General features: G+C 70.3%; 26 protein-coding genes. 14 read left to right on the forward strand and 12 right to left on the reverse strand.

What is annotated here, in order from left to right:
- Positions 1-45: 45 nt before the first annotated feature.
- The 7 genes from ilvN to MKL01_RS21405 all read left to right on the forward strand — a co-directional run bounded on the left by ilvN (position 46) and on the right by MKL01_RS21405 (position 4,797).
- The gene (gene ilvN / locus MKL01_RS21375; protein ID WP_243907194.1) at positions 46-588 is read left to right on the forward strand and encodes an acetolactate synthase small subunit; all 543 of its coding nucleotides are present in this window, start codon (positions 46-48) and stop codon (positions 586-588) included.
- 53 nt (positions 589-641) lie between these two features.
- Entirely contained in the window at positions 642-938 is a 297-nt protein-coding gene (locus MKL01_RS21380; RefSeq protein ID WP_243907195.1) for a MazF family transcriptional regulator, read from the forward strand.
- The gene (locus tag MKL01_RS21385; RefSeq protein WP_243907196.1) at positions 916-1,275 is read left to right on the forward strand and encodes a type II toxin-antitoxin system PemK/MazF family toxin; all 360 of its coding nucleotides are present in this window, start codon (positions 916-918) and stop codon (positions 1,273-1,275) included. Before MKL01_RS21380 ends, MKL01_RS21385 begins: the two co-directional genes overlap by 23 nt.
- Positions 1,276-1,321: 46 nt before the next feature.
- Complete coding sequence (locus MKL01_RS21390; RefSeq protein ID WP_243907197.1) at positions 1,322-1,966, forward strand: glutathione S-transferase family protein; 645 nt, start codon at positions 1,322-1,324, stop codon at positions 1,964-1,966.
- An 84-nt stretch (positions 1,967-2,050) separates the two neighbouring features.
- The gene (locus MKL01_RS21395; RefSeq protein ID WP_243907198.1) at positions 2,051-2,689 is read left to right on the forward strand and encodes a TetR/AcrR family transcriptional regulator C-terminal domain-containing protein; all 639 of its coding nucleotides are present in this window, start codon (positions 2,051-2,053) and stop codon (positions 2,687-2,689) included.
- Between the two features lie 22 nt (positions 2,690-2,711).
- Positions 2,712-3,731, forward strand: a complete 1,020-nt coding sequence (gene ilvC / locus MKL01_RS21400; protein WP_147854888.1) for a ketol-acid reductoisomerase — start codon at positions 2,712-2,714, stop codon at positions 3,729-3,731.
- A 412-nt stretch (positions 3,732-4,143) separates the two neighbouring features.
- Positions 4,144-4,797, forward strand: coding sequence for a pyridoxamine 5'-phosphate oxidase family protein (locus MKL01_RS21405; protein WP_243907199.1), 654 nt, complete (start codon positions 4,144-4,146; stop codon positions 4,795-4,797).
- An 11-nt stretch (positions 4,798-4,808) separates the two neighbouring features.
- Here MKL01_RS21405 and tam read toward each other — a convergent pair whose 3' ends face one another.
- From tam to trpS, 3 genes are read right to left on the reverse strand one after another with little or no spacing between them, the layout of a single operon-like run.
- Entirely contained in the window at positions 4,809-5,588 is a 780-nt protein-coding gene (tam, locus tag MKL01_RS21410; protein ID WP_243907200.1) for a trans-aconitate 2-methyltransferase, read from the reverse strand.
- Positions 5,589-5,609: 21 nt separating this feature from the next.
- Positions 5,610-6,311 (reverse strand): haloacid dehalogenase type II, encoded by a 702-nt coding sequence (locus MKL01_RS21415; RefSeq protein WP_243907201.1) that lies wholly within the window; start codon positions 6,309-6,311, stop codon positions 5,610-5,612.
- Positions 6,308-7,372 carry a tryptophan--tRNA ligase gene (gene trpS / locus MKL01_RS21420; RefSeq protein ID WP_243907202.1) on the reverse strand — a complete coding sequence of 355 codons (1,065 nt, stop codon included), beginning with the start codon at positions 7,370-7,372 and terminating at the stop codon, positions 6,308-6,310. The genes MKL01_RS21415 and trpS overlap by 4 nt, the downstream gene beginning before the upstream one ends.
- 264 nt (positions 7,373-7,636) lie before the next feature.
- Here trpS and MKL01_RS21425 point away from each other — a divergent pair, with 264 nt between their 5' ends.
- Positions 7,637-9,385, forward strand: coding sequence for a di-heme-cytochrome C peroxidase (locus MKL01_RS21425; protein ID WP_243907203.1), 1,749 nt, complete (start codon positions 7,637-7,639; stop codon positions 9,383-9,385).
- A 15-nt stretch (positions 9,386-9,400) separates the two neighbouring features.
- Here MKL01_RS21425 and nth read toward each other — a convergent pair whose 3' ends face one another.
- Complete coding sequence (gene nth / locus MKL01_RS21430; RefSeq protein ID WP_243907204.1) at positions 9,401-10,162, reverse strand: endonuclease III domain-containing protein; 762 nt, start codon at positions 10,160-10,162, stop codon at positions 9,401-9,403.
- 119 nt (positions 10,163-10,281) lie between these two features.
- Positions 10,282-11,037 (reverse strand): GyrI-like domain-containing protein, encoded by a 756-nt coding sequence (locus MKL01_RS21435; protein ID WP_243907205.1) that lies wholly within the window; start codon positions 11,035-11,037, stop codon positions 10,282-10,284.
- Between the two features lie 194 nt (positions 11,038-11,231).
- On the opposite strand from MKL01_RS21435, the gene dapF reads away from it, so the two are divergent.
- Both dapF and mtaB read left to right on the forward strand, forming a co-directional pair.
- Positions 11,232-12,119 (forward strand): diaminopimelate epimerase, encoded by an 888-nt coding sequence (gene dapF / locus MKL01_RS21440; RefSeq protein WP_243907206.1) that lies wholly within the window; start codon positions 11,232-11,234, stop codon positions 12,117-12,119.
- Positions 12,119-13,345, forward strand: a complete 1,227-nt coding sequence (mtaB, locus tag MKL01_RS21445; protein WP_243907207.1) for a tRNA (N(6)-L-threonylcarbamoyladenosine(37)-C(2))-methylthiotransferase MtaB — start codon at positions 12,119-12,121, stop codon at positions 13,343-13,345. The genes dapF and mtaB overlap by 1 nt, the downstream gene beginning before the upstream one ends.
- Here mtaB and MKL01_RS21450 read toward each other — a convergent pair.
- A complete protein-coding gene (locus MKL01_RS21450) occupies positions 13,315-14,016 on the reverse strand; it encodes an RluA family pseudouridine synthase (protein WP_243907208.1) in 702 nt (233 codons plus the stop codon). The two genes, mtaB and MKL01_RS21450, sit on opposite strands and share 31 nt — an antisense overlap.
- Before the next feature lie 57 nt (positions 14,017-14,073).
- Between MKL01_RS21450 and ftsY the strand changes: the two genes are divergently transcribed.
- Positions 14,074-15,414: a signal recognition particle-docking protein FtsY gene (gene ftsY / locus MKL01_RS21455; RefSeq protein ID WP_243907209.1), complete on the forward strand. Its 1,341-nt coding sequence runs from the start codon at positions 14,074-14,076 to the stop codon at positions 15,412-15,414.
- Here the strand turns inward: ftsY and MKL01_RS21460 are convergent.
- A complete protein-coding gene (locus tag MKL01_RS21460) occupies positions 15,411-15,806 on the reverse strand; it encodes a type II toxin-antitoxin system VapC family toxin (RefSeq protein WP_243907210.1) in 396 nt (131 codons plus the stop codon). The two genes, ftsY and MKL01_RS21460, sit on opposite strands and share 4 nt — an antisense overlap.
- Positions 15,803-16,063 (reverse strand): type II toxin-antitoxin system VapB family antitoxin, encoded by a 261-nt coding sequence (locus MKL01_RS21465; RefSeq protein ID WP_243907211.1) that lies wholly within the window; start codon positions 16,061-16,063, stop codon positions 15,803-15,805. The genes MKL01_RS21460 and MKL01_RS21465 overlap by 4 nt, the downstream gene beginning before the upstream one ends.
- Positions 16,064-16,150: 87 nt before the next feature.
- On the opposite strand from MKL01_RS21465, the gene MKL01_RS21470 reads away from it, so the two are divergent.
- Positions 16,151-16,765 carry a septation protein A gene (locus MKL01_RS21470; protein ID WP_243907212.1) on the forward strand — a complete coding sequence of 205 codons (615 nt, stop codon included), beginning with the start codon at positions 16,151-16,153 and terminating at the stop codon, positions 16,763-16,765.
- 3 nt (positions 16,766-16,768) lie between these two features.
- On the opposite strand, the gene MKL01_RS21475 is transcribed toward MKL01_RS21470, so the two are convergent.
- Genes MKL01_RS21475 through MKL01_RS21485 form a run of 3 tightly spaced genes read right to left on the reverse strand, consistent with a single transcriptional unit; the run spans position 16,769 to position 18,331 of the window.
- A complete protein-coding gene (locus tag MKL01_RS21475; protein WP_243907281.1) occupies positions 16,769-17,377 on the reverse strand; it encodes a DsbE family thiol:disulfide interchange protein in 609 nt (202 codons plus the stop codon).
- A 2-nt stretch (positions 17,378-17,379) separates the two neighbouring features.
- Positions 17,380-17,523 (reverse strand): heme exporter protein CcmD, encoded by a 144-nt coding sequence (ccmD, locus tag MKL01_RS21480; RefSeq protein WP_243907213.1) that lies wholly within the window; start codon positions 17,521-17,523, stop codon positions 17,380-17,382.
- A gap of 10 nt (positions 17,524-17,533) precedes the next feature.
- Positions 17,534-18,331 (reverse strand): heme ABC transporter permease, encoded by a 798-nt coding sequence (locus tag MKL01_RS21485; RefSeq protein WP_243907214.1) that lies wholly within the window; start codon positions 18,329-18,331, stop codon positions 17,534-17,536.
- 227 nt (positions 18,332-18,558) lie between these two features.
- Between MKL01_RS21485 and MKL01_RS21490 the strand changes: the two genes are divergently transcribed.
- A complete protein-coding gene (locus tag MKL01_RS21490; protein WP_409566299.1) occupies positions 18,559-18,879 on the forward strand; it encodes a hypothetical protein in 321 nt (106 codons plus the stop codon).
- Between the two features lie 201 nt (positions 18,880-19,080).
- Here MKL01_RS21490 and MKL01_RS21495 read toward each other — a convergent pair whose 3' ends face one another.
- Positions 19,081-19,479 carry a VOC family protein gene (locus MKL01_RS21495; protein WP_243907215.1) on the reverse strand — a complete coding sequence of 133 codons (399 nt, stop codon included), beginning with the start codon at positions 19,477-19,479 and terminating at the stop codon, positions 19,081-19,083.
- 960 nt (positions 19,480-20,439) lie between these two features.
- Here MKL01_RS21495 and MKL01_RS21500 point away from each other — a divergent pair.
- Positions 20,440-21,126 carry a trna delta -isopentenylpyrophosphate transferase gene (locus MKL01_RS21500; RefSeq protein WP_243907216.1) on the forward strand — a complete coding sequence of 229 codons (687 nt, stop codon included), beginning with the start codon at positions 20,440-20,442 and terminating at the stop codon, positions 21,124-21,126.
- The last annotated feature ends 22 nt before the right edge of the window (positions 21,127-21,148 follow it).

The raw sequence follows: 21,148 nt of genomic DNA on the forward strand, positions 1-21,148 counted from the left end.
CGCCGCAGGCGCGGCGTTGGGTCGAACGACGAGGACGAGGCCGCGATGAACGCGATGAACACCCACTATCCCGATCCCGTCCGCGTCGAGCCGATCAATCGGCACACGCTCGCGGTGATCGTCGACAACGAGCCGGGCGTGCTGGCCCGCATCTCCGGGATGTTCTCCGGCCGGGGCTACAACATCGAGAGCCTGACGGTCTCCGAGACCGAGGAGGCGCGGCACATCTCGCGCATCACCATCGTCACCGCGGGCACCAACGCGGTGATCGAGCAGATCAAGGCGCAGCTCGACCGGCTGGTGCCGGTGCACCGGGTGGTCGACCTGACGCTCCAGGGCAACGCGCTGGAGCGTGAGATCTGCCTCGTGAAGGTGAAGGGCGAGGGCGAGCACCGCAGCGAGGCCCTCCGCCTGGCGGCGGCGTTCGGCGCCAAGACGCTGGACGCCACGCTCAACTCCTTCGTGTTCGAATTGACCGGCGCCACCGAGGAGATCGACCGGTTCGTGCGCCTGATGAGCGTGATCGGGCTGGTGGAGATCTGCCGGACCGGCATCAGCGCCATGGGGCGCGGGGCGGAGCCGCTGTAGGATCCGGCGGCCCGAATCTGTTAAGATGCGCCGTCCCCGCAGGAGGCGGAGCGATGGAAGCCAAGGTCATTCGCTGGGGTGACGATCTCGCCGTGCGGCTGAGCAGCGCGGAGGCCGAGGAACTCGGCATCCGCGAAGGCGAGACGGTCGAGATCGTCTCGAAGCGCCCTGTCACTCCCGAGCCGCAGCAATGGGCCGGCCGTCGCTACGTCGATGGCCTGCCGGTCTACACGATGGAAGAGATGGTCGCCGAGGCCCGGCGCCTGGGCCCGGAAGCTGAACCGTTGACGGTGGATTGGGGCCCGGATCGCGGGTCCGAGATCATCGATGACGACAACGACCCGTACTGACTGGCAGCCGAGGCCGGGCGCGATCCTCCTCGTCGACCTTGAGCCGGTCCGCGGCACGGAACAGAAGGGTATCCGACCCGCGCTCGTCGTCTCTGATCCGAACATGAATCAGTTGACGCGTCGGGTCATCGTGTGCCCGATCACGCGCAACCCGCATCCCTGGCCGACGAAGGTGTTCCTGCCGGCCGGGCTCCCCGTCGCGGGTGCCGTGCTGGTCGATCAGGTTCGCTCGATCGACAGGGCCGCTCGCATCCTGAGGAGTCCCGGCCACGCGCCTGATGACATCGTCGCCGAGGTGCGCGGCAAGCTGAGGACGTTGCTCGGGTTCACCGCATGAGCCAAGGCCAGCATCCGCGCTAAATCTTCAAAGCGAAAAGGCTCACATGACCGCCCGCACCCTCTACTACGCCCCCGGCGCCTGCTCGCTCGCCGCGCACATCATCTTGGAGGAATCCGGGCTCCCCTACGAGGGCATCAAGCTCGACCTCGCCGCGGGCGACCAGCGCCGGCCGGAATACCTCGCGATCAACGATCGCGGCCGCGTGCCGGCGCTGACCGAGGACGGATGGGTGCTCACCGAATGCGCGGCCATCATGCGCCACGTCGCCCGACAGGTGCCGGAGACGGCGTTGTGGCCCACCGACCTCCGCGAGCAAGCCGCCGCGGACGAGTGGCTCGGCTGGCTCGCCTGCAACCACCACGTGACCTACGCCCATGTCCGCCGCCCCGAGCGCTACACCGAGGATGAGGGCGCGTTCCCCGGCATCAAGAGCAAGGCCGCCAATACCTACGCCGACCTCGCCACCATGACCGAAGTGCGCCTGTCGCACGGCGGCTGGGCGGTGGGCGACCGGTTCAGCGTGGTCGACGCCTACCTGATGGTCTTCTGGTTCTGGGCCAACGGCCCGACGCTCCGCTTCGACATGGCCGGCCGGTTCCCGGCCTGGACCGCCCATGCCCGCCGCGTCGCCGAGCGGCCGGCCGTGCAGGCGGTCTTCGCCCGCGAGGATCTGCCTCTGCCGCGCTGAGGCGGCGCGGTCGCCATACCCCCTTGCCGCGACCAGCGAATCGGCCTAGAGCGCGTACCGTACGGTACGGTACGCTACAACGAGATGATGCAGGCCAGCGCCACAGCAGAGCACGACGCGCCGTCGGCCCGCCAGCAGGCGGTGCTGGACGCCGTGCTCGGCCTGATGGTCGAGGACGGCGAGCAGCTCACCATGGACGCCGTCGCCCGCCGGGCGAGCTGCTCGAAGGAGACGCTCTACAAGTGGTTCGGCGACCGCGACGGCCTGCTGACCGCGACGGTGCGCTGGCAGGCCTCCCGGGTCCATGCCGGCTCCGATGGCGCGCAGGTGCTCGACGGCGCGACCCTGCGCGAGCGGCTGCAGGATTTCGCCGTGACGTGGCTGGAGGTCATCACCGGTCCCACCTCGGTTGCGCTGAACCGCATCGCCATTGCGCATGCCGGGTCGCACAAGAGCAACCTCGGCGGCATCGTCCTGGCGAACGGGCGCTTCGCCATCGGCGAGCGGGTGAAGCCCGTGCTGGAGGCGGGGCGCGCCGCGGGGCTCCTCGCCTTCGCCGACAGTGAGACCGCCTTCCGGACCTTCTTCGGCCTCGTCGGCCGGGATATCCAGATCCGACTTCTGCTCGGCGAGGCGATCGACCTCGACGAGGCCGAGATCCGGCGCGATGCGGACCGCGCCGTGGAGCAGTTCCTGGCCCTGTACGGCCAGGCGAAACCGTAACCCGAACCGAGAGGAAACCGACATGCGGGTGTATTACGATCGCGACGCCGACCTGAACCTGATCAAGGGCAAGAAGGTCGCCATCGTCGGCTACGGCAGCCAGGGCCACGCCCACGCCCTCAACCTGCGCGATTCCGGCGTGAAGGACATCGTCATCGCGCTCCGCGAGGGCTCCGCCACCGCCAAGAAGGCCGAGCACGAGGGCTTCAAGGTCCTGTCGGTCGCCGAGGCCGCCAAGTGGGCGGACGTGGTGATGATGCTCACCCCGGACGAGCTGCAGGGCGACATCTACCGCGAGTCCCTCGAGGGCAACATGAAGCAGGGCGCCGCGCTGCTGTTCGCCCACGGCCTCAACGTCCACTTCAACCTGATCGAGCCGCGCAAGGACCTCGACGTCCTGATGGTCGCCCCGAAGGGCCCCGGCCACACCGTGCGCTCCGAGTACCTCCGCGGCGGCGGCGTGCCGACCCTGATCGCCATCGCGCAGGACGCGTCGGGCAACGCCCACGACCTCGGCCTGTCGTACGCCTCGGCGAACGGTGGCGGCCGCGCCGGCATCATCGAGACCACCTTCAAGGAGGAGTGCGAGACCGACCTGTTCGGCGAGCAGGCCGTGCTCTGCGGCGGCCTCGTCGAGCTGATCAAGGCCGGCTTCGAGACGCTGGTCGAGGCGGGCTACGCCCCCGAGATGGCCTATTTCGAGTGCCTCCACGAGGTGAAGCTGATCGTCGACCTCATCTACGAGGGCGGCATCGCCAACATGAACTACTCGATCTCCAACACGGCTGAGTACGGCGAGTACGTCACCGGCCCGCGCATCGTCACGCCCGAGACCAAGGCCGAGATGAAGCGCGTGCTGAACGACATCCAGTCGGGCACCTTCACCCGCAACTGGATGCTGGAGAACAAGGTCAACCAGACCTCGTTCAAGGCGACCCGCGCCAAGCTCGCCACCCACCCGATCGAGGAGGTCGGCACCAAGCTCCGCGCCATGATGCCGTGGATCTCCGAGAAGGCGCTGGTCGACAAGACCCGCAACTGATTTTTTCGGATCCCGCGGCCGGGCTTCGCTCGGCCGTCACGGGCCCGGTCACGCGAAGGCGTGGCCGGGCTTGCTCTTTTTCCCGGGGCGCACCCTTTCCCGGACGCCTGGAACGCAGTGGAAGGTGATCCTCGAACCAGCAAACGAAGGGCCGCGCAGCGGCACAGATTATTTCAGTCAGACGCTTCGCGACGATTCCTGCTGGATCCCGGGTCACATTCCGCTGACGCTCCATGCGCCCGGGAAAGGGGCGCGCATCAAGGGATCCACGGCGGGCTCGGTCGACCGCGCTACATTTTTTGCAGGCAGGTAGGTTTGGCCGCCCACATCCAAGGTTGCTGAACGCGATCCTTCCCGGCCATAAGCCCGCAGCGGTCCCGCCCGTACGAGGACCGGCCCGGGAGGGACCACCATGGCATCGCTCTATTCCGACACGCACCGGGCGCTGCAGGAGGAGTTCGGCACCACCAAGCTCGCCGTGCGCCTCGACGAGGACTGGGTCCACGAGAGCATCCAGCCAGACGAGGGCGCGTTCATCGGCTCGCGGGACATGTTCTTCCTGTCCACCGTCGATCCCGACGGCATGCCGACCGTCTCCTACAAGGGCGGCCCCACGGGCTTCGTGAAGGTGCTCGACGAGAACACCCTCGTGTTCCCGGGTTTCGATGGCAACGGCATGTTCTACTCGATGGGCAACATCGAGGGGCAGGCGAAGGTCGGCCTGCTGTTCATCGATTTCGAGACGCCGCACCGGATCCGCGTGCAGGGCCACGCGACGCTGCTGCGCGACGACGCCCTGATGGCCGCGTACACCGAGGCCAAATACCTGGTGAAAGTCGCGGTGAAGAAGATCTGGGTCAACTGTCCGCGCTACATCCACAAGTACCGGAAGCTCGAGCAGAACAAGTACGTGCCGCAGCCCGGCCGCGAGACCCCGCTCGCTGCCTGGAAGCGCCTCGATCTCGCGGGCGACGTGATCAGCGATGCCGACAAGGCCCGCGTCGCCCGGGAAGGCAGGCTCAAGGTCTCCGAGTACGAGGCGCTGGTCGCCCGCGGCGAGGCCTGAGCGGGGCTCGCCTATGGGGCCTTCGCGACGATGAACACCCGCGGGAAGGCGAGCAGGCGCCGCCCGTCGCTGCGGCGCGGGTAGCCTGCGTCGATTGCGGTACGGTAGGCATCCAGGAAGGCGGCCTTCTCCTCCGGGCCGAGCGGATCGACGAACGGCCTCAGGCCCGTCGCGCTGACCCACTCCACGATGGCGGCGGCGTCCGCCATCCGGTGGTGATAGGCGGTCCGCCAGACATCGACCGCGGCGGCGCGCGGCGCCAGCAGGTCGTAGTAGGCCGCGGGCTCCAGCATCCGCCCGAGGCGGCCGGCCACCGCCGGGTCGCCGATCGCGACCGCCCAGGGACCGGACGCCGCGACCTCGCGCATCAGGCGGTGGGTGGGCTCGGCGAGGTTGTCGGGCATCTGCACCGCGAGCACGCCGCCCGGGGCGAGGAGACCGAACAGCCGCGGCAGCAGGCTCGCGTGGTCCGGCAGCCATTGCAGCACCGCGTTGGCGTAGATCAGGTCCGGCGCGCGCTCCGGCGTCCAGGTCGCGGCGTCGGCCTGCGCGAAGGACAGGCCCGGGAGCCGGCCGCGGGCGCTCTCCAGCATCGCCGGCGACGTGTCGAGGCCGATCACCTCCGCGTCGGGGTAGCGCGCCGCGATCAGCGCGGTCGAGTTGCCCGGCCCGCAACCGACGTCGTAGGCCAGCCGCGGCGCGTCGAGGGGGACGCGGGCGAGGAGCTCCGCCGCCGGGCGCGTCCGCTCATCCTCGAAGCGGGTGTAGAGAGCGGGGTTCCAGTCGGCCATGGTACCCTCCGCAGAAAGTTCTCAGCAGCCGAGCTGGTCGGCGAGGTCGGCCAGATCCCGCGCCGCGTGGGTGACCGGCACCGTCGGCACGCTCTCGCCGCCGGCCGGGCCGTGCTCGTGCGGGCGGGCGATGTGGGCGGTGGCGAGACCGTGGCCTGCGGCCGCCGCGAGGTCGTTCGAGTGGGCGGCGACCATCATGGTCTCTCCCGCCGCGAAGCCGAAGGCCGCCACCGCGTCGCGGTAGAGCGCCGGCTTCGGCTTGTAGTCGCGGGAATAGCCGGCGCCCAGGATCGCGTCGAAGATCAGGCCGTTGCGGCGGGCGAGGTCGGCCATCAGCCGGACATGCCCGTTCGAGTTCGGCGCCAGGAGATGCTTCTCGCGCAAGCGCCGCAGCGCGTCCGGCACCTCGGGCCACGCGTCGAGCCGGTGCCAGGCCTGGACCAGCTCCCGCTGCACATCCTCCGGTACGCCCGCGATGCCGAACTGCGCCAGCACGTCGGGCAGCGACTCCGCCTGGAGCGTGTCGAGATCCACGAAGGGCCGCGCCCCGGAGCGCACGGTCTCCATCGAGGGCTGGTAGCGGTCGCGCCACGCATCCGCGAAGGCGCCGGCATCGAGGCTCGGCGCGAAGGGGGCCAGCAACCGCGCGGCCTCGCGGGCGACGCCGGAGCGCCAGTCCACCAGGGTCCCGAAGACGTCGAAGACCAGCGCCCGGACGGTCATCGCACCGCCTGCAGGCTCGGACCCCGGCGCACGAAGCCGACGATGTCCTTGACCGCGTCGAGGGTCTGCGCCGCGATGGTCTCGGCGCGGGCACTGCCGTCGGCCAGCACGGCGTCGATGTGGCCGGGGTCGCCCGTGAGCCGGCGCATCTCGCCGGCGATCGGCGCGAGGCTCGTCACCGCGAGGTCGGCGAGCGCGGGCTTGAAGGTCGAGAACTGCGCGCCGCCGAAATCGCGGAGCACGTCCTCGCGGGTGATGCCGGCGAGCGCCGCGTAGATCCCCACGAGGTTGTCGGCCTCCGGTCGATCTTTCAGGCCCGCCACCTCGGAGGGCAGCGGCTCCGGATCGGTCTTGGCCCGGCGGATCTTCTGGGCGATCGTGTCGGCCTCGTCGGTGAGGTTGATGCGGGAATTGTCGGACGGGTCCGACTTCGACATCTTCTTGGTGCCGTCCCGCAGGGACATGACCCGGGCGGCCGGGCCGCCGATCAGCGGTTCGGTCACGGGGAAGAACGCCTCGCCGTGGCCGTGCGCCGCGATCGAGCCGGCGAAGTCGGTGTTGAACTTCTGGGCGATGTCCCGGGTCAGCTCCAGGTGCTGCTTCTGGTCCTCGCCCACGGGGACGTGGGTCGCCCGGTAGGCCAGGATGTCGGCCGCCATCAGCACGGGGTAATCGTAGAGGCCGATGGAGGCGTTTTCCCGATCCTTGCCGGCCTTCTCCTTGAACTGCGTCATGCGGTTCAGCCAGCCGAGGCGGGCGACGCAGTTGAACACCCAGGCGAGTTCGGCGTGCTGCGGCACCTGGCTCTGGTTGAACACGATCGACCGCCTGGGATCGATGCCGGATGCGAGGAAGGCGGCCGTGACCTCGCGGATCTGGCCGCGCAGCGCCTCCGGGTCCTGCCAGACGGTGATCGCGTGCAGGTCGACCACGCAGTAGAGGCACTGCGCGTCGCGATCCTGCATCTCCACGAAGCGCTTCACCGCTCCGAGATAGTTGCCGAGGTGCAGGTTGCCGGTGGGCTGGACGCCCGAGAAGACCAATTCGGTGAACGCGGCCATCGGCGCCGATCCTGACCAGAGGAAGACCGGGGCTCCGCGCCGTCCGGGCGCCGGGTTACTCGCACCCGCGGACGGGACCGGTCAAGGCGCGCGGCGGGGCCTCCGACTGCACCGGAAGGCCGGTGCGCGGTCCCCGCCATCGCGGCCGGCCTCGCGCGAGGCGCCACCCAAATGGATGATGGCCAAATTTAATACATGTTATAACCGTTCTCGCCGTCTGATTCGTGGCCATAATCTATTTGAATACAATAAAGGGAGGAACTGATGTCGCTGGCGCGCGGGTTCTTTGCGGCCGCCTGGGCCCTCCTTCCCATCCTGACCGGCCCCGCCGCCCGGGCGCAATCCACGCTGCCGGGCCACGTCGATCAGGGCTCGGACTGGACCGACCCCGTGCGCCGGGCGTTCTACGTCCAGAGCCAGGGCTCCGAGCTGATGCCGCTCGCGTGGCTCAAAGCCCTGAAGCAGCCCGACGGGACGCCGTTCCTGGCCGGAAGCCTGTCGCGCTACGGCTATCTGCCCAATCCCGACAGCCGCGACGATCTGCCGGTCGGCTTCACCTTCGCCGGGCCCGCCGGGGCCGAGATCGCCGGGATGACCTGTGCCGCCTGCCACACCCGGCAGATCATGGTCGACGGCACGGCCTACCGGATCGACGGCGGCCCCGCCATCGCCGACTTCCAGAGCCTTCTCGGCGACCTCGACGCCGCCGTGGGCGCGATCCTCGCGTCGGAGGCCGCCTTCGAGCCCTTCGCCAAGGCGGTGCTCGGCGAGGCGGCGAACGACACGGATGCGGTCCAGAACCTCACCTTCTTCGTGAAGGCCTGGTACGACCGCTATCACACGCTGATGACGCGGGCGCTCCCCAAGACCCCCTGGGGCCCGGCGCGGCTCGACGCCGTGGGGATGATCTTCAACCGCGTCACGGGTTTGGATATCGGCGACCCGCCCAACACCATGATCCCGGACAACATCCGGGTCGCGGATGCGCCGACACGCTATCCCTTCCTCTGGAACGCATGGCGTCAGGACCGGACACAATGGCCGGGTTTCGCGGAGAACGGCAACGATAGCCTCGCCTTTTCGCGGAACCTCGGCCAAGTGCTCGGCGTGTTCGGCCGGTTCCATCCCCGGCCGGACCCGTTCAAGGTCCTGCTTGAATACGATTATCTCAGCGACAATTCGGCGAACTTCAACGGCCTGCGGCTGCTGGAAGACGCGGTCAAGAAGATCGGGCCGCCGCGCTGGCGCTGGGGCCTGCAGACGACGCTGGTTGAGCAGGGCAAGACGATCTTCGAGCGGGAGACGTCGCAGGGCAGCTGCAAGGGCTGCCATTGGCCGAGCCCCGGTGCCCGTTGGCCCGGTGAAGTGGAGACCTGGAAGACCCCGTTTAGAGATGTCGGCACCGATTCCCGCGAGCACGGGATCATGCAGTGGCGCGCGAAGAGCGGTGTCCTGACCGGCGCGCAGATCCCCCTCGTCCAGGCGGCCCCGCTCAAGGCCGACAACGAATGCGCCATCAGCATCCTCGCCAACTCCGTGGCCGGCTCGATCATCCAGAGCTTCAATCCCCTTCGGACCGCGCCGCCCGGAATGGCTCCCCCGAAGCTCAACCTGCGCGCGCTGCCGCAGCAGCTGCGATCCCTCGCCAACGCATTTCCCAAGGCGGGCGATCAGAGCTGCGCCTCCAATATCGAGTTCGGGCCCTACCCGTATGAGGCGCGCGTCCTCGAAGGGATCTGGGCAGCCGCGCCCTATCTTCACAACGGGTCCGTCGCGACCCTCGCTGACCTCCTGGAGAAGCCCGACAAACGCCGGCCATCCTTCAAGATCGGGTCGAACTACGACATCGAGGCCGTCGGCCTCGCCAAGGAGCAGACGCAGTTCGATTACACGCTGAACACGACGGATTGCACGGATCGGAACTCCGGCAACAGCCGGTGCGGGCACGATTACGGCACGGACCTCACCGCCGACGAGAAGAAAGCCCTCCTCGAGTACCTGAAGTCGCTCTGAGGGCGGACCATCCGCTCACGGCTCCCGCGTCGGCTGCATCGCGCTGGGGCACAGATCGACCAGGACGCAGCGCCCGCAGGCCGGCCGGCGATGGTGACAGACCTGCTGGCCGTGCAGCATCAGGATCTCGTGGTTGTCGTATAGATCCTGCGCGCTCCACTCGGCCGGCAACTGCGCCCGCAGGATCGCGTGGGACGGGCCGACATCGACCCGCGGGCCGATCAGCCCGAGGCGCTGCGCCACCCTGTGATGATGGCTGTCCACCGGCAAGGCCGGCATCCGCAGCGTGGAGAACGACAGCACGGCGGCGCTGGTCTTCGGCCCGATGCCGGGGATCGCCTGCAGCCACGCCCGGGCGGCCTCGACATCCATCCGGGCCAGGAAGGCGAGATCGAGGCTGCCGCACCGCTCGCGCACGGCGCGGAGCACATCGCGGATGCGGGGCGCCTTCAGCTCGGGCCACGTCACGCCCGCGATGGCGGCTTCGATCTCCGGGAGCCCGGCCTCGATGACCGAATCCCAGTCGGCGAACCGCGCCCGCAGGGCCTTGAAGGCCCGTCCGGACTCGGCGTTGCGGGTCCGGTGCGACAGCAGGGAGGACACCAGCTCGCTGACCGGGTCGAGGCTGTGGAAATACGGGATCGGGCAGCCGTAGACCGGGCAGAGCCGCGCATGGACGGCGAGCGCCTTCCCGGCGACGGCCGGATCGGCCGGGGCGGGGCTGGGCGGGCGGCGCACGGGCCGGGTTGTGGGGGTTCGCTCGGCAGCAGAGGGCATGCCGGGCGAATCGGCGAGCCGTCGCGGGTGTTCCGGCCGCCGGACGGGCGCGGCGATCTGTCCGACGCGCGCGGACCGGCGCCGCCGGCGGCGCGGTCGCCCGCGACGGGTGCGTGGCGCTACTTCACCAGGGCAAAGATATTCACGTCGAGGTTGTCGTCCGTGCCGTCCTTGAGGTCGGTGGCGTATTCCTCGACGAACCGGTCCTGCACCACGATGTCCTTGGCATCCAGATAGGCGGTCAGCGTCTCGTAGGTGCTGTCGATCGACTCGTAGGAGCCCCTGTGGGCGAAGCGCAGGGCCTTGCCGGCGGGCGTCGTTCCGAAGCGCAGGCCGTCCGCGTCGGCGGGCGCCGGGTTCGGCGCGGCCGCGACCGGGATCATCGCCTCGAACTCGAAACCGTCGTCGTCGGTGCGGGTGAAGACCGCGAGGGGCCGGCCTGCCGGCGCGACGCCGATCTTGGCGAGGTCGGCTTCGATCCGCGCGAAAGCCTGCTTCAGGTTCGGTACGGCCTCCTCCCACTTGGTCTTGCCGGAGAGGATCGCGGCCGGCTTGGCGGGCAAGGTGACCTCGTCCACGTCGCCGGGCTCGCCCGCCTTCTCGATGAGGGTCGGGCGCGTTGGCGCCGCCGTCGCCGGCGTCCCCACCGCGGTCTGGGCCGCCGGCGGGGGCACGACGGACTGTTCGGGTGCCGGAGCCGGGCTCTTGCCCGGGGCGGGCATCGGGTTCGGCGCCGTCGTCGTCGGCAGCGGATTGGTCTGGGCCGGGGCCGGTGCGGTCGAGGGCGGCGGCGCGGCCTGCTGCGCGGACACCGGAGGGCCGGAGGCGAGCATCAGGGCGGCCGAGAGGGCGGCGAGCGGGCGAAGGCGGATCACGTCGGGCGCTCCGGTCGAGGCCCGGCGGATCTCCACGGGGCTCACGGCGACAAGGTAGCGACGATCGGAAGCGGCCGCGAGGCCGTGCTGGATCAGATCCGCGTATGCGGCGCATCTGCCACGCCGTGGCCCCTCGCGTCGCTGCGGGGCTTTTGCGATATAGCGCGCCCAATCCCTTCCCGCCGCGGGACCGCATGAGCGCACTCGCCCACAGACGCTTCCTGAAGATGCACGGCGCCGGCAACGCGATCGTGGTGCTGGACCTGCGCGGCTCCGCCGTGCGGGTGCGGCCGGAGGAGGCGCGGGCGATCGCGCGGGATCCGGGCTCGACCTTCGATCAGCTGATGGTCCTGCACGATCCCGTGAGCGCGGGCACCGACGCCTATCTGCGGATCTACAACACAGACGGCTCGGAATCCGGCGCCTGCGGGAACGGCACGCGCTGCGTCGCCTATGCCATGCTGGACGATCCGGCCATGGCCCGTCCGGCCGAGGGCGGCCGGCTGACCCTCGAGACCGCTGCCGGCCTCCTCGGCGTGCGCCGGATCTCCGAACGGGCCTTCACGGTCGATATGGGCCGGCCGCGGCTCGCCTGGGACGAGATCCCCCTGGCCGAGCCGTTCCCCGACACGCGCCGCATCGAGCTGCAGATCGGTCCGATCGACGATCCGGTGCTGCACTCGCCGGGCGTCGTCAACATGGGCAACCCGCACGCGGTCTTCTTCGTCGAGCAGGATCCGGACGCGTTCGATCTCGCCCGGATCGGTCCGATGCTGGAGAACCATCCGCTGTTCCCGGAGCGCGCCAACATCTCGGTGGCGCAGGTCACGGACCGGGAGGCGATCAAGCTGCGCGTCTGGGAGCGCGGCGCCGGGCTGACGCTGGCCTGCGGCACCGCCGCCTGCGCCGCCGTCGTGGCCGCCTCGCGCCTCCGGATGATCGGCCGGCAGGCCACGGTCGCGCTGCCCGGCGGCGCGCTGTTCGTCGAGTGGCGTGCCGACGACCACGTCCTGATGACCGGCCCGGTCGCCCTCGTCGCCGAGGGGGTCCTGGCGCCGGAGCTGTTCTCCGGCGCGGACTGATGGCCGTCGAGACCGTCACCTTCGGCTGCCGCCTCAACACCGTCGAGTCCGAGGCGCTGCGGGTCCACGCCGCGGCGGACGGGCAGGATCGCGTGGTGGTGAACACCTGCGCGGTAACCGCCGAGGCCGGGCGGCAGGCCCGCAAGGCGATCCGCCGCATCGCCCGGGAACGGCCCGGCGCCGAGATCGTCGTCACCGGCTGCGGCGCCGAGGTGGAGACCGCCGCCTACGCGGCGATGCCGGAGGTGTCCCGCCTCGTCGGCAATGCCGAGAAGCTTCGGCCGGAGGGTTGGTCGGCGGCCGCGACCGGACCGGGCGTCGTGATGGCGGCGCGCACGGCCGAGCCGACCCGGATCGCCGGCATGGGCGGGCATACCAGGGCCTTCGTGCCGGTGCAGAACGGCTGCGATCACCGCTGCACCTTCTGTGTCATCCCGTTCGGACGCGGGGCCTCACGCTCGGTGCCGGCGGCGGACGTGATCGCACAGATCGAGACCATCGTGGCGCATGGCGGCCGCGAGGTCGTGCTGACCGGCGTCGATCTCACCGCCTATGGGCGGGACCTCCCGGGTCCGGCTCTCTCCCTCGGCGGGCTGGTGCAGGCGATCCTCCGCGCCGTGCCCGGTCTCGCGCGGCTGCGCCTCTCGTCCATCGATTCCGTCGAGGCCGACCCAGCGCTGATCGCCGCGATCGCCGAGGAGGAGCGGCTGATGCCGCATCTTCATCTGTCGCTGCAGGCCGGAGACGACCTGATCCTCAAGCGCATGAAGCGCCGGCACCTCCGCGCCGACGCGATCCGGTTCTGCGACGCGGTGCGGCGGCTGCGCCCCGACATGGTGTTCGGCGCCGACCTCATCGCGGGCTTCCCGACGGAGACGGAGGCGCAGTTCTCCCGCTCCCTCGACCTCGTGGCGGAATGCGGCCTGACGCACCTGCACGTCTTCCCCTACTCGCCCCGCCCCGGCACGCCGGCCGCGCGGATGCCGCCGGTCGCCCCGGGCGCGATCCGCGCGCGGGCGGCGCGGCTGCGGCAGGCCGGGGGCGACGCCCTGCGGCGGCACCTCGGCGCTCAGGTCGGCCGGCGGCTCACGGTGCTGGCGGAGCGCGGCGGCCTCGGGCGCAGCGCGGATTTCACCGCCGTGCGTCTCTCGGGCGCGCTCGCCCCCGGGACGCTCCACGACGTCGCCATCGCCGCTCACGACGGCGCGCTGTTGATCGCGGCCTGAGGATCCATCGCGGCGAGCGTCTCCGCGACGTGCGCCGGCGGCGCTGCCGTCACCGAGACGGCCTCGCGCTTCGGGTAGAGCGGGATCGAGAGCCTCCGCGCGTGCAGGTGCAGGGCGCTCCCGCGGCCGGCGCCGCCGTAGATCGCGTCGCCCCGGATCGGCCAGCCGGAGGCGGCGCAGTGGACCCGGAGCTGGTGGGTGCGGCCGGTGACCGGCTTCAGCTCCAGCCAGCTCAGCCCGTCGGCGCGACCGAGGACCCGCCAGTGGGTGAGCGCCGGGTCGCCGGACGGATCGGCCTTCATCCACCAGGAGCGCGGATCGTCCGAGCGGCGGGCGAGGGGCAGATCGATGCGCCCGGCGTCTTCGGACGGGCCGCCCTCGACGACCGCCCAGTAGGTCTTGTCGACGGCGCTCCCGGCGAAGAGCTTGCCCAGCCGCGCCAGCGCCTTGGCGTGGCGCCCCAGCGCGAGGCAGCCCGAGGTGTCCCGGTCGAGACGGTGGGCGGCCTCCGGACGCCGGGGGAGGCCGAACCGGAGCGCGTCGAGGTGGTCGGTGAGCGTCTCGCCGCCGCGGGGGCCGGGATGGACCGGCAATCCCGCCGGCTTGTCGATGACGAGCAGCAGGGCATCGCGGTAGAGCAGGCGTGCGCCTATGTCGAAGGCGTTGGGCATCCGGATCGGCTAGAGGGTCGACGCCGGGTGGGCAAGGTGGGTCGAGGACGCGATTGCATGGCGAGCGAGGAGAAGCCCGGCTGGCTCGGACGCCTGTTCGGGCGGAAAGGACAGCCCGAGGCCGGCGACAAGCCCGAGGTCGAAGGACCCGCGGAGGCGGCCTCGCCGTCCGAGGGTGAGCCCGACTTCGCCACCGGCGCGGAGGATGTCGCCCATATCCCGCTGCCGCCCGAGGAGACCGGCGAGCCCGTCGCCGACGTTGTCGAGGGGGCGGATCTGCTCCCGATCGCGGGTGAGCCCGAGCGCCCCCCCGCAGGCACCGCCGGCGACGATCCCGCGCACGGCGCCGACCCGCTCGATACGGGCGAGGCGGTCCGGGAGCCGGTGGTCGAGCCGGGCCCCGACATCCAGCCCCTCGACAGCGCCGCGGCGCTCGCCCACGACGCCGGCGCCGGGCCGGACCGCGAGCCGGAAGCCCGGGGCTGGTGGAGCCGTCTCACCTCCGGGATGAAGCGGACCTCCTCGGCCCTCTCCGAGCGGGTGACCGGCCTGTTCACCAAGCGCAAGCTCGACGCCACCACCCTGGAGGACCTCGAGGACGCGCTGATCCAGGCCGATTTCGGCTTGGAGACCGCCATGCGGATCTCGGAAGCCGTGGGCAAGGGCCGCTACGAGAAGGGCATCTCGCCCGACGAGGTCCGGGCGATCCTGGCCACCGAGGTCGAGCGGGCCCTCGAACCCGTGGCGGTGCCCCTCGCCGTCGATGCCGCGAAGAGGCCGTTCGTGATCCTCACCGTCGGGGTGAACGGGGCCGGCAAGACCACGACGCTCGGCAAGCTCGCCTCGAAGCTCCGGGCCGAGGGCCGCACCGTGATGCTGGCGGCCGGCGACACGTTCCGGGCGGCGGCCATCGACCAGCTCAAGGTCTGGGGTGCGCGCACCGGCACGCCGGTGGTGAGCGGCGCGCAGGGGGCGGATGCAGCCGGCCTCGCCTTCGACGCGCTCAAACAGGCGAGCGCCGCCGGGACCGACGTACTGCTGATCGACACCGCCGGCCGGCTCCAGAACAAGGCCGGGCTGATGGCGGAGCTGGAGAAGATCGTGCGGGTGCTGCGCAAGCAGGATCCGGAGGCGCCGCACGCCACCATCCTCGTGCTGGATGCCACCGTGGGGCAGAACGCGCTGTCGCAGGTGGAGCTGTTCTCGCAGGCCGCGCCGGTCTCCGGGCTGGTGATGACCAAGCTCGACGGCACCGCCCGGGGCGGCATCCTGGTGGCGCTGGCGGCGAAGTTCGGCCTGCCGGTGCATTTCATCGGCGTCGGCGAGGGCGTCGAGGATCTGGAGCCGTTCGCGGCCCGCGATTTCGCCCGGGCGATCGCCGGGCTGGACAAGGACTAGGCGACCGCGCGCAACACGTCGGTCCGGGCGAAGTCATCGCCCTTGAACAGGAGCGGCGCGTTGAGCGACCGGGCGAGCGCGTAGGCGAAGCAATCGCCGAAGTTGAGGCCGGCCGGGTGCCGGCCCTTGCCGTAGCGGGCAAAGACGTCGGCCGCGACCTGCGCGAGGGCGTGGTCGACGGGGACGACCGTGATCGTTTCGCGCAGGAGCCAGTCGTCGAGTTCGAGCCGGCCGACACGCCACCGCGACATGACGATGGCGCACTCGAGATACGTGGCGGATGCCATCGAGGGATATCGGTGGTCGCGAATCGCAAAGCTGAGGCGCTCCGCATCCGATTCCTGATTTAGGATCGCGATGTAGACCGAACTATCGACGACGACGGCGCTCACACGGGCAGTCCGTTCTCGTCGTAAGCGAGAATCTCGTTGATCGGCCGAGGATCGACCAGCGGGCTTGCGTAGGTGCGCTCATGGAGCAATCGCCCCGAGGCGACCGCTTCGGCGCGGTCTCGCTCCCGATCCGCCTCCACCCGTGCGCGCTCCCGCCGCAGGACGTCGAGGAGCAGATCCGGCGCGGTCCGCCGGGTCGTCTCCGTGAGGTCGGCCAGCAACGCCTCGATCTCGGCATTCTCGATCGTGATGGACATCGCGCGCCCCGCGTTACACACACCCCGACGAATCCAGTCCGGCGCCCCAGCCTAACGCGAGCGCCGCATTCGAGCCAACTGACACGCATGCAGATCGAATCCGTCCCCCCGCGCCGCCAGCTTCCGCCCCTGGTGAAACTGGCGCTGGAACTCGGGCCGCTGGTCCTGTTCTTCCTGGGCAACGCCTATTCGGAACGCTTCGGCGTCGCGCCCGACCGGAAGCTGTTCGTCGCCACGGGCTTGTTCATCGCGGCGACCGTGGTGGCCCTGGCGATCCACTACGTCCTGGTCCGGCGCCTGCCCATCATGCCGCTGGTGTCGGGCGTGGTGGTGGTGGTGTTCGGCGGCCTGACGCTGGCGCTGCAGGACAAGACCTTCATCATGGTCAAGCCGACCATCGTGAACGCGCTGTTCGGCACCGTGCTGCTCGGCGGCCTCGTGTTCGGGCGCTCGCTCCTGTCGGTGGTGCTCGACTCGATGTTCAGCCTCACCGAGGAGGGCTGGCGCAAGCTCACCTTCCGGTGGGGGATCTTCTTCTTCGTCCTGGCGGCCTTGAACGAGGTCGTGTGGCGGACCCAGACCGAGGATTTCTGGGTCAACTTCAAGGTGTTCGGCATCATGCCGATCACCGTGCTGTTCGCCCTGGCGCAGACGCCGCTCCTCACCCGCTACGAGCGCAAGGACCCGCAGCCGGGCGTGTAGGCGCTACTGCGCCGCCGCGACCTTGCCGGCGGCGCGGATCCGGGCGAGCACGCTCGCGAAGTTCTCCGGCGTGAGGATGCCCACGAGCTTGTCGCGGATCACCCCGTCCGGCCCGATGATGAAGGTCTCGGGCACGCCGTAGACGCCGAAATCGATCGCCGCGCGCCCGTCGGCATCGGCTCCGACCGCACCGAACGGGACGCCGTGCCGGGCCAGGAACCGCTGTCCCGCCTCCGGGCTCGGCTCCTTGTAGTCGATGCCCACCAGCCGGATCCCGGGCTCCCGGGCGAGCCGCATCAGCATCGGGTGCTCGACCTGGCAGGGGGCGCACCAGGAGGCGAACACGTTGACGACGGTGATCTGGCCCTTCAGGTCGGCGCTGGACAGCCCCGGCACCGGGGCGCCCGCGGCCTCGAGCCCCGGCACGGCCGGCAGGTCGAAACGCGGCACCGGCTTGCCGATCATCGCGGAGGGCAGGGCGGCCGGGTCGACCCCCGAGCGCAGGCGCAGGAACAGCACCGCGGCCAGCGCCGCGAACGCCAGCGCCGGCACGATCAGCAGCAGCGAGCGGCGGACCGGCGGCGGCCGTCCGGTCGCGTCGTCGGGGTGCATCGTCACCGCCGCTCCTCCCCGAAGCCCTTGAGGGCTCGAAGTTGCGCCCGCCGGTCGCGGACGGCGTTGCCGACGAGCGCGGCCATCACCGCCGCGGTGAAGACGTAGGCGGCCACGATGAAGCCGCCGTGAGACCCGAGATCCATGGCGGCACCCCTAAACCGGTTGCCCCGCCGGCACCCCTGTCGGCTGCGGCGTGAGGCGGGGCTGGATCCTGTCGAGGCGTTCGGCTTCGCGGATCGTGAGCGTCCGCACCCGGCGGCGCATGATCTCGGTGCGCATCGCGTAGAGGTGCAGCGTGGTCCCGCCCAGCGTCGCGGCGCCGATCATGATCAACAGCGGGTATAGCATCGAGGGGTCGATGGACGAGCCGCCCATGCGCAGGATCGAGGCCGGCTGGTGCAGCGTCGACCACCAATTCACCGAGAACTTGATGATCGGCAGGTTCACGGCGCCGACCAGCGTCAGGATCGCCACCGCGCGCGCCGCCCGGTTCGGATCGTCCAGCGTGCGCCACAGGGCGATGATCCCGCAATAGATCAGCAGCAGCACCAGCATCGAGGTCAGCCGCGCGTCCCAGACCCAGTAGGTCCCCCACATCGGCTTGCCCCAGAGCGAGCCGGTGACCAGGCAGATCAGCGTGAACGCCGCCCCGATCGGCGCTGCGGCGCGCTGGGCCACGTCGGCGAGGGGATGGCGCCAGACCAGCGTGCCGATCGCCGACACGCTCATGGCTCCGTAGAAGAACACGCCGAGCCAGGCGGCCGGGACGTGGATGTACATGATCCGCACGGTCTCGCCCTGCTGATAGTCCGGCGGCACCGCGAAGAAGGTCAGGTACAGGCCGAGCGCCAGAACGCCGAGCGACAGGGCCGCCAGCCACGGCACCAGCGCCCCCGACCACCGCATGAAGTGGCTCGGGTTCGACAGGCGGGTCCAGAGGGAGGGCGTCATGGCGTCTGTCTCGGACATCGTCCCGGCGGTCTAGCGCAGGGTGCGGTGCAGCAACAATGCGGCCTTTGTCCGCCGCTATTGCACCGGGGTGCACAGCATCCGCCGGAGGAAGGCGGTGCGGAAGGCGGCCTCGGATTCGTAGCCAACCGCATACGCGATCTCGGCGACGTGCGCCTCGGAGCGCGGCAGCCGGTCGGCCGCTCCGAGGCGAGCCAGAGCCGCAGCACATGGAGCAGGATGATCTGCGCGAGATGATCGGGGAGGGCTGGCTCGGCGCCCAGGGGGCGCCCGCGGATCCGACCTTCAAGACCCCCGCCCACGGCGCGGCCGCGCAGGTGTGGGCGGCGCCTTCGCCCCGGCTCGACGGGCTCGGCGGCCTCCATTGCGAGGATTGCGACGTGGCCGTGCGGGCGGAAGCGGCGGCCGAGCCGTTCGTGGGCGTCAAGGCGTATGCGGCGGATCCCGGGGAGGCTGGGCGGTTGTGGGCCTTGTCCGTCGATCTCGCCGGGATCGGGATCCCGGGGCGGTCCGCCGGTCCCGCTTCGTGACCGCGCGTCGATGCGGCCCGGGGGTTAGGCCGAGGTCGGGCAGCGCCGGTCGCTCTATGGGCGGTGTTCAGGCGATCCGGCCGTGGTCATGTCCCGGACGTGTAGGTTTGCACCGGTCCGCTTCCGCCGCGCGATGAGGCGGAAGCGGACCTTCGATGAGAGTCGCGTACGGGGCGATCACCACGGGTCGCGGTGGACCGGTCAGGCAGCCGTGGGATCAGCGTTCCTGAGCTGGGTCTGGGTAGCGACCTCGACGAAATAGCCGCCCCTGGCCTTGAAGTAGAACGTCCAGGCACCGTGGTACTCGCGCGGCTCCGGCACGTCCCAACCGTCGATCTTCAAGCGCGCGTTCAGCGCATCGACCTGCTCCCGGCTGTCTTGGATGAAGCCGATGTGATGGACGTCACTGTCCTCGGGGTAGGCGAAGCTGCCTCGTTTTTTGGCGAAGTCGTTCAGGACCAGCAGCATGCCGTCGTCGTCCTGCATGACAGCCAGCGCCTTCCCACGCATCACCGACGTGCGCAGCCCGAAATAAGTCTCGAACATCGCGACGTCGGCCGGGACGTCGATGCTCGTCAGATTGATGTGGTTGAGCTTCATCGGACATACCTTTCCTGTTCATCGGAAAGGACGCGCTGGTAGTCGGCCGCTGATGGCGGCCGCCATGTACGAGCGCTCAGCCACCCGGACTACCGACCGGGCTGTGACTTCTACACGTCCATGGCCGGGGTAGGCAGCGCGCGGTTGACTGTCAACGACAACGTCCGTTCGGGGGCCGCGAACGATGACGCGCGTCCACTTCGGCGGTGCATGCAAGGTGACCCGGACGGCTCACACGGGACGCAAGCAGGCCCCTCCCGCACAAGCGGATCGAGCTCAGACCCTCGGTTGCTCCGCTCCACGCCCAATAACGGCGGGGCAGGGGCGAATCCGCCGCTTTGTCACCCGCGTCCTCATCCCCAGCGGGTTCGCAAGTCAGCGCTGTCCGGTGGCGAGCACGTAACGCGCAGCGCCTTTCCCCTCCTTCTGCGGGGAAAGTCCAGGCCCGGGGGGATGCAGGAACCCACATCGCGGTCCCGTCTGCACCGGGCCCACCTCCGGCTCCTCCCCGAAAGGGCGAGGAGGATGTCTTGCGCCTTGCAGGACACGATGCGGGAACATCGTGGCCCTCATCCTGGGCTGCCGACGCGGAGCGGAGGGCTCCTGCGAGGCCCTCTGACGCGGGCGCCGCAGGACGAGGGGGTGGGCGGGAGGGACGGGCGATCGGGCACGGACGATGTCTCATCGTGCACCGGGACGCAAAAAGCCGAACGACCGCTCCATCGCCGCCCGCAGACCCAAACCGGTCCCCCGATCCCGCCCGCGACCGAACCCGCCCAGAGCGCATGCGATACCCCTGCGCGCACTGACGCAGGCCCATGCAATCGACGCGATCTGACGGCCAAAACCCTTGCGCACGGCCCGACGATCCCGCATATACGATGAAACAAAACAGGAACAAACAGCGCGGCCACAGAATCCTGTGGATGACGCTGACCGCGCCCGCCGGAACGAGCCCGCATGCGAACCGCAGACAAGCAGATCGCCGACATCCTCGTGCGCTACGGTGAGCCCTTCGGGGGCAACGTCTGGCGCGTCCAGGGGACGGCCGTGATCTACCACAAGACCCTGGAGCGGATCGCCGCCCAGGCCGGGATCGTATTCGAGCCGCCGACCGTCATCCGGGCCGAGCGCGACGAGGCCGTGCTGCTGGTGACCGGGCGCCTGCCCGGAGCCAAGGCCGGGGCGAAGCCGGCCGCCGACCGGGTCGAGTGGTCGATGGGCGAAGCCCTGGTCAACGTGAACTACCGCGTCTCGGGCAAGCAGGCGGCCTACGTCTACGCCATGGCCGAGAAGCGGGGGAAGGACCGCGTCATCCTCAAGCTGATCGAGCTTCACGGCCTGGTCTACTCGGAGGAGGAGGCCGACGAGTTCCGTGCCCACCTGCCCGCCGTCCGGGCGGTCGACGAGGATTTCGAGGAGGCGCCCGCCTTCGACGAGGTCACCGAGGCCGAGGGCGACCTGAAGCGCCGCATCGACGCGGCCGAGACCATCAACGCGGTCACCGACCTGATGCTCGACGGCGCCACCCAGGCGATCCTGGCGGCGATGCCGCCCGGCACCCGCGACGAGGTCCGCGACTATGCCAAGGCGCGCCTCGTGGCGCTCGGCTGGCCCAAGCGCACCGGCCGCCGCAGCGCCGCGTGATCGTTCCGAACAATCCCCACCC

This window comes from Methylobacterium sp. J-070 (genome assembly GCF_022829385.1).
GTDB lineage: Bacteria > Pseudomonadota > Alphaproteobacteria > Rhizobiales > Beijerinckiaceae > Methylobacterium.

What these genes read in the sequence shown, in the direction of transcription:
- dapF (WP_243907206.1), top strand. Translation starts at nt 11,232, where the DNA reads ATGAGCGCACTCGCCCACAGACGCTTCCTGAAGATGCACGGCGCCGGC.
- MKL01_RS21415 (WP_243907201.1), bottom strand. Translation starts at nt 6,311, where the DNA reads ATGACCGTCCGGGCGCTGGTCTTCGACGTCTTCGGGACCCTGGTGGAC.
- MKL01_RS21485 (WP_243907214.1), bottom strand. Translation starts at nt 18,331, where the DNA reads ATGACGCCCTCCCTCTGGACCCGCCTGTCGAACCCGAGCCACTTCATG.
- ccmD (WP_243907213.1), bottom strand. Translation starts at nt 17,523, where the DNA reads ATGGATCTCGGGTCTCACGGCGGCTTCATCGTGGCCGCCTACGTCTTC.
- MKL01_RS21395 (WP_243907198.1), top strand. Translation starts at nt 2,051, where the DNA reads ATGATGCAGGCCAGCGCCACAGCAGAGCACGACGCGCCGTCGGCCCGC.
- ilvN (WP_243907194.1), top strand. Translation starts at nt 46, where the DNA reads ATGAACGCGATGAACACCCACTATCCCGATCCCGTCCGCGTCGAGCCG.
- MKL01_RS21465 (WP_243907211.1), bottom strand. Translation starts at nt 16,063, where the DNA reads ATGTCCATCACGATCGAGAATGCCGAGATCGAGGCGTTGCTGGCCGAC.
- MKL01_RS21475 (WP_243907281.1), bottom strand. Translation starts at nt 17,377, where the DNA reads ATGCACCCCGACGACGCGACCGGACGGCCGCCGCCGGTCCGCCGCTCG.
- MKL01_RS21385 (WP_243907196.1), top strand. Translation starts at nt 916, where the DNA reads ATGACGACAACGACCCGTACTGACTGGCAGCCGAGGCCGGGCGCGATC.
- ilvC (WP_147854888.1), top strand. Translation starts at nt 2,712, where the DNA reads ATGCGGGTGTATTACGATCGCGACGCCGACCTGAACCTGATCAAGGGC.
- MKL01_RS21390 (WP_243907197.1), top strand. Translation starts at nt 1,322, where the DNA reads ATGACCGCCCGCACCCTCTACTACGCCCCCGGCGCCTGCTCGCTCGCC.
- ftsY (WP_243907209.1), top strand. Translation starts at nt 14,074, where the DNA reads ATGGCGAGCGAGGAGAAGCCCGGCTGGCTCGGACGCCTGTTCGGGCGG.
- MKL01_RS21495 (WP_243907215.1), bottom strand. Translation starts at nt 19,479, where the DNA reads ATGAAGCTCAACCACATCAATCTGACGAGCATCGACGTCCCGGCCGAC.
- MKL01_RS21425 (WP_243907203.1), top strand. Translation starts at nt 7,637, where the DNA reads ATGTCGCTGGCGCGCGGGTTCTTTGCGGCCGCCTGGGCCCTCCTTCCC.
- MKL01_RS21450 (WP_243907208.1), bottom strand. Translation starts at nt 14,016, where the DNA reads ATGCCCAACGCCTTCGACATAGGCGCACGCCTGCTCTACCGCGATGCC.
- MKL01_RS21380 (WP_243907195.1), top strand. Translation starts at nt 642, where the DNA reads ATGGAAGCCAAGGTCATTCGCTGGGGTGACGATCTCGCCGTGCGGCTG.
- tam (WP_243907200.1), bottom strand. Translation starts at nt 5,588, where the DNA reads ATGGCCGACTGGAACCCCGCTCTCTACACCCGCTTCGAGGATGAGCGG.
- trpS (WP_243907202.1), bottom strand. Translation starts at nt 7,372, where the DNA reads ATGGCCGCGTTCACCGAATTGGTCTTCTCGGGCGTCCAGCCCACCGGC.
- mtaB (WP_243907207.1), top strand. Translation starts at nt 12,119, where the DNA reads ATGGCCGTCGAGACCGTCACCTTCGGCTGCCGCCTCAACACCGTCGAG.
- nth (WP_243907204.1), bottom strand. Translation starts at nt 10,162, where the DNA reads ATGCCCTCTGCTGCCGAGCGAACCCCCACAACCCGGCCCGTGCGCCGC.
- MKL01_RS21490 (WP_409566299.1), top strand. Translation starts at nt 18,559, where the DNA reads ATGGAGCAGGATGATCTGCGCGAGATGATCGGGGAGGGCTGGCTCGGC.
- MKL01_RS21500 (WP_243907216.1), top strand. Translation starts at nt 20,440, where the DNA reads ATGCGAACCGCAGACAAGCAGATCGCCGACATCCTCGTGCGCTACGGT.
- MKL01_RS21470 (WP_243907212.1), top strand. Translation starts at nt 16,151, where the DNA reads ATGCAGATCGAATCCGTCCCCCCGCGCCGCCAGCTTCCGCCCCTGGTG.
- MKL01_RS21405 (WP_243907199.1), top strand. Translation starts at nt 4,144, where the DNA reads ATGGCATCGCTCTATTCCGACACGCACCGGGCGCTGCAGGAGGAGTTC.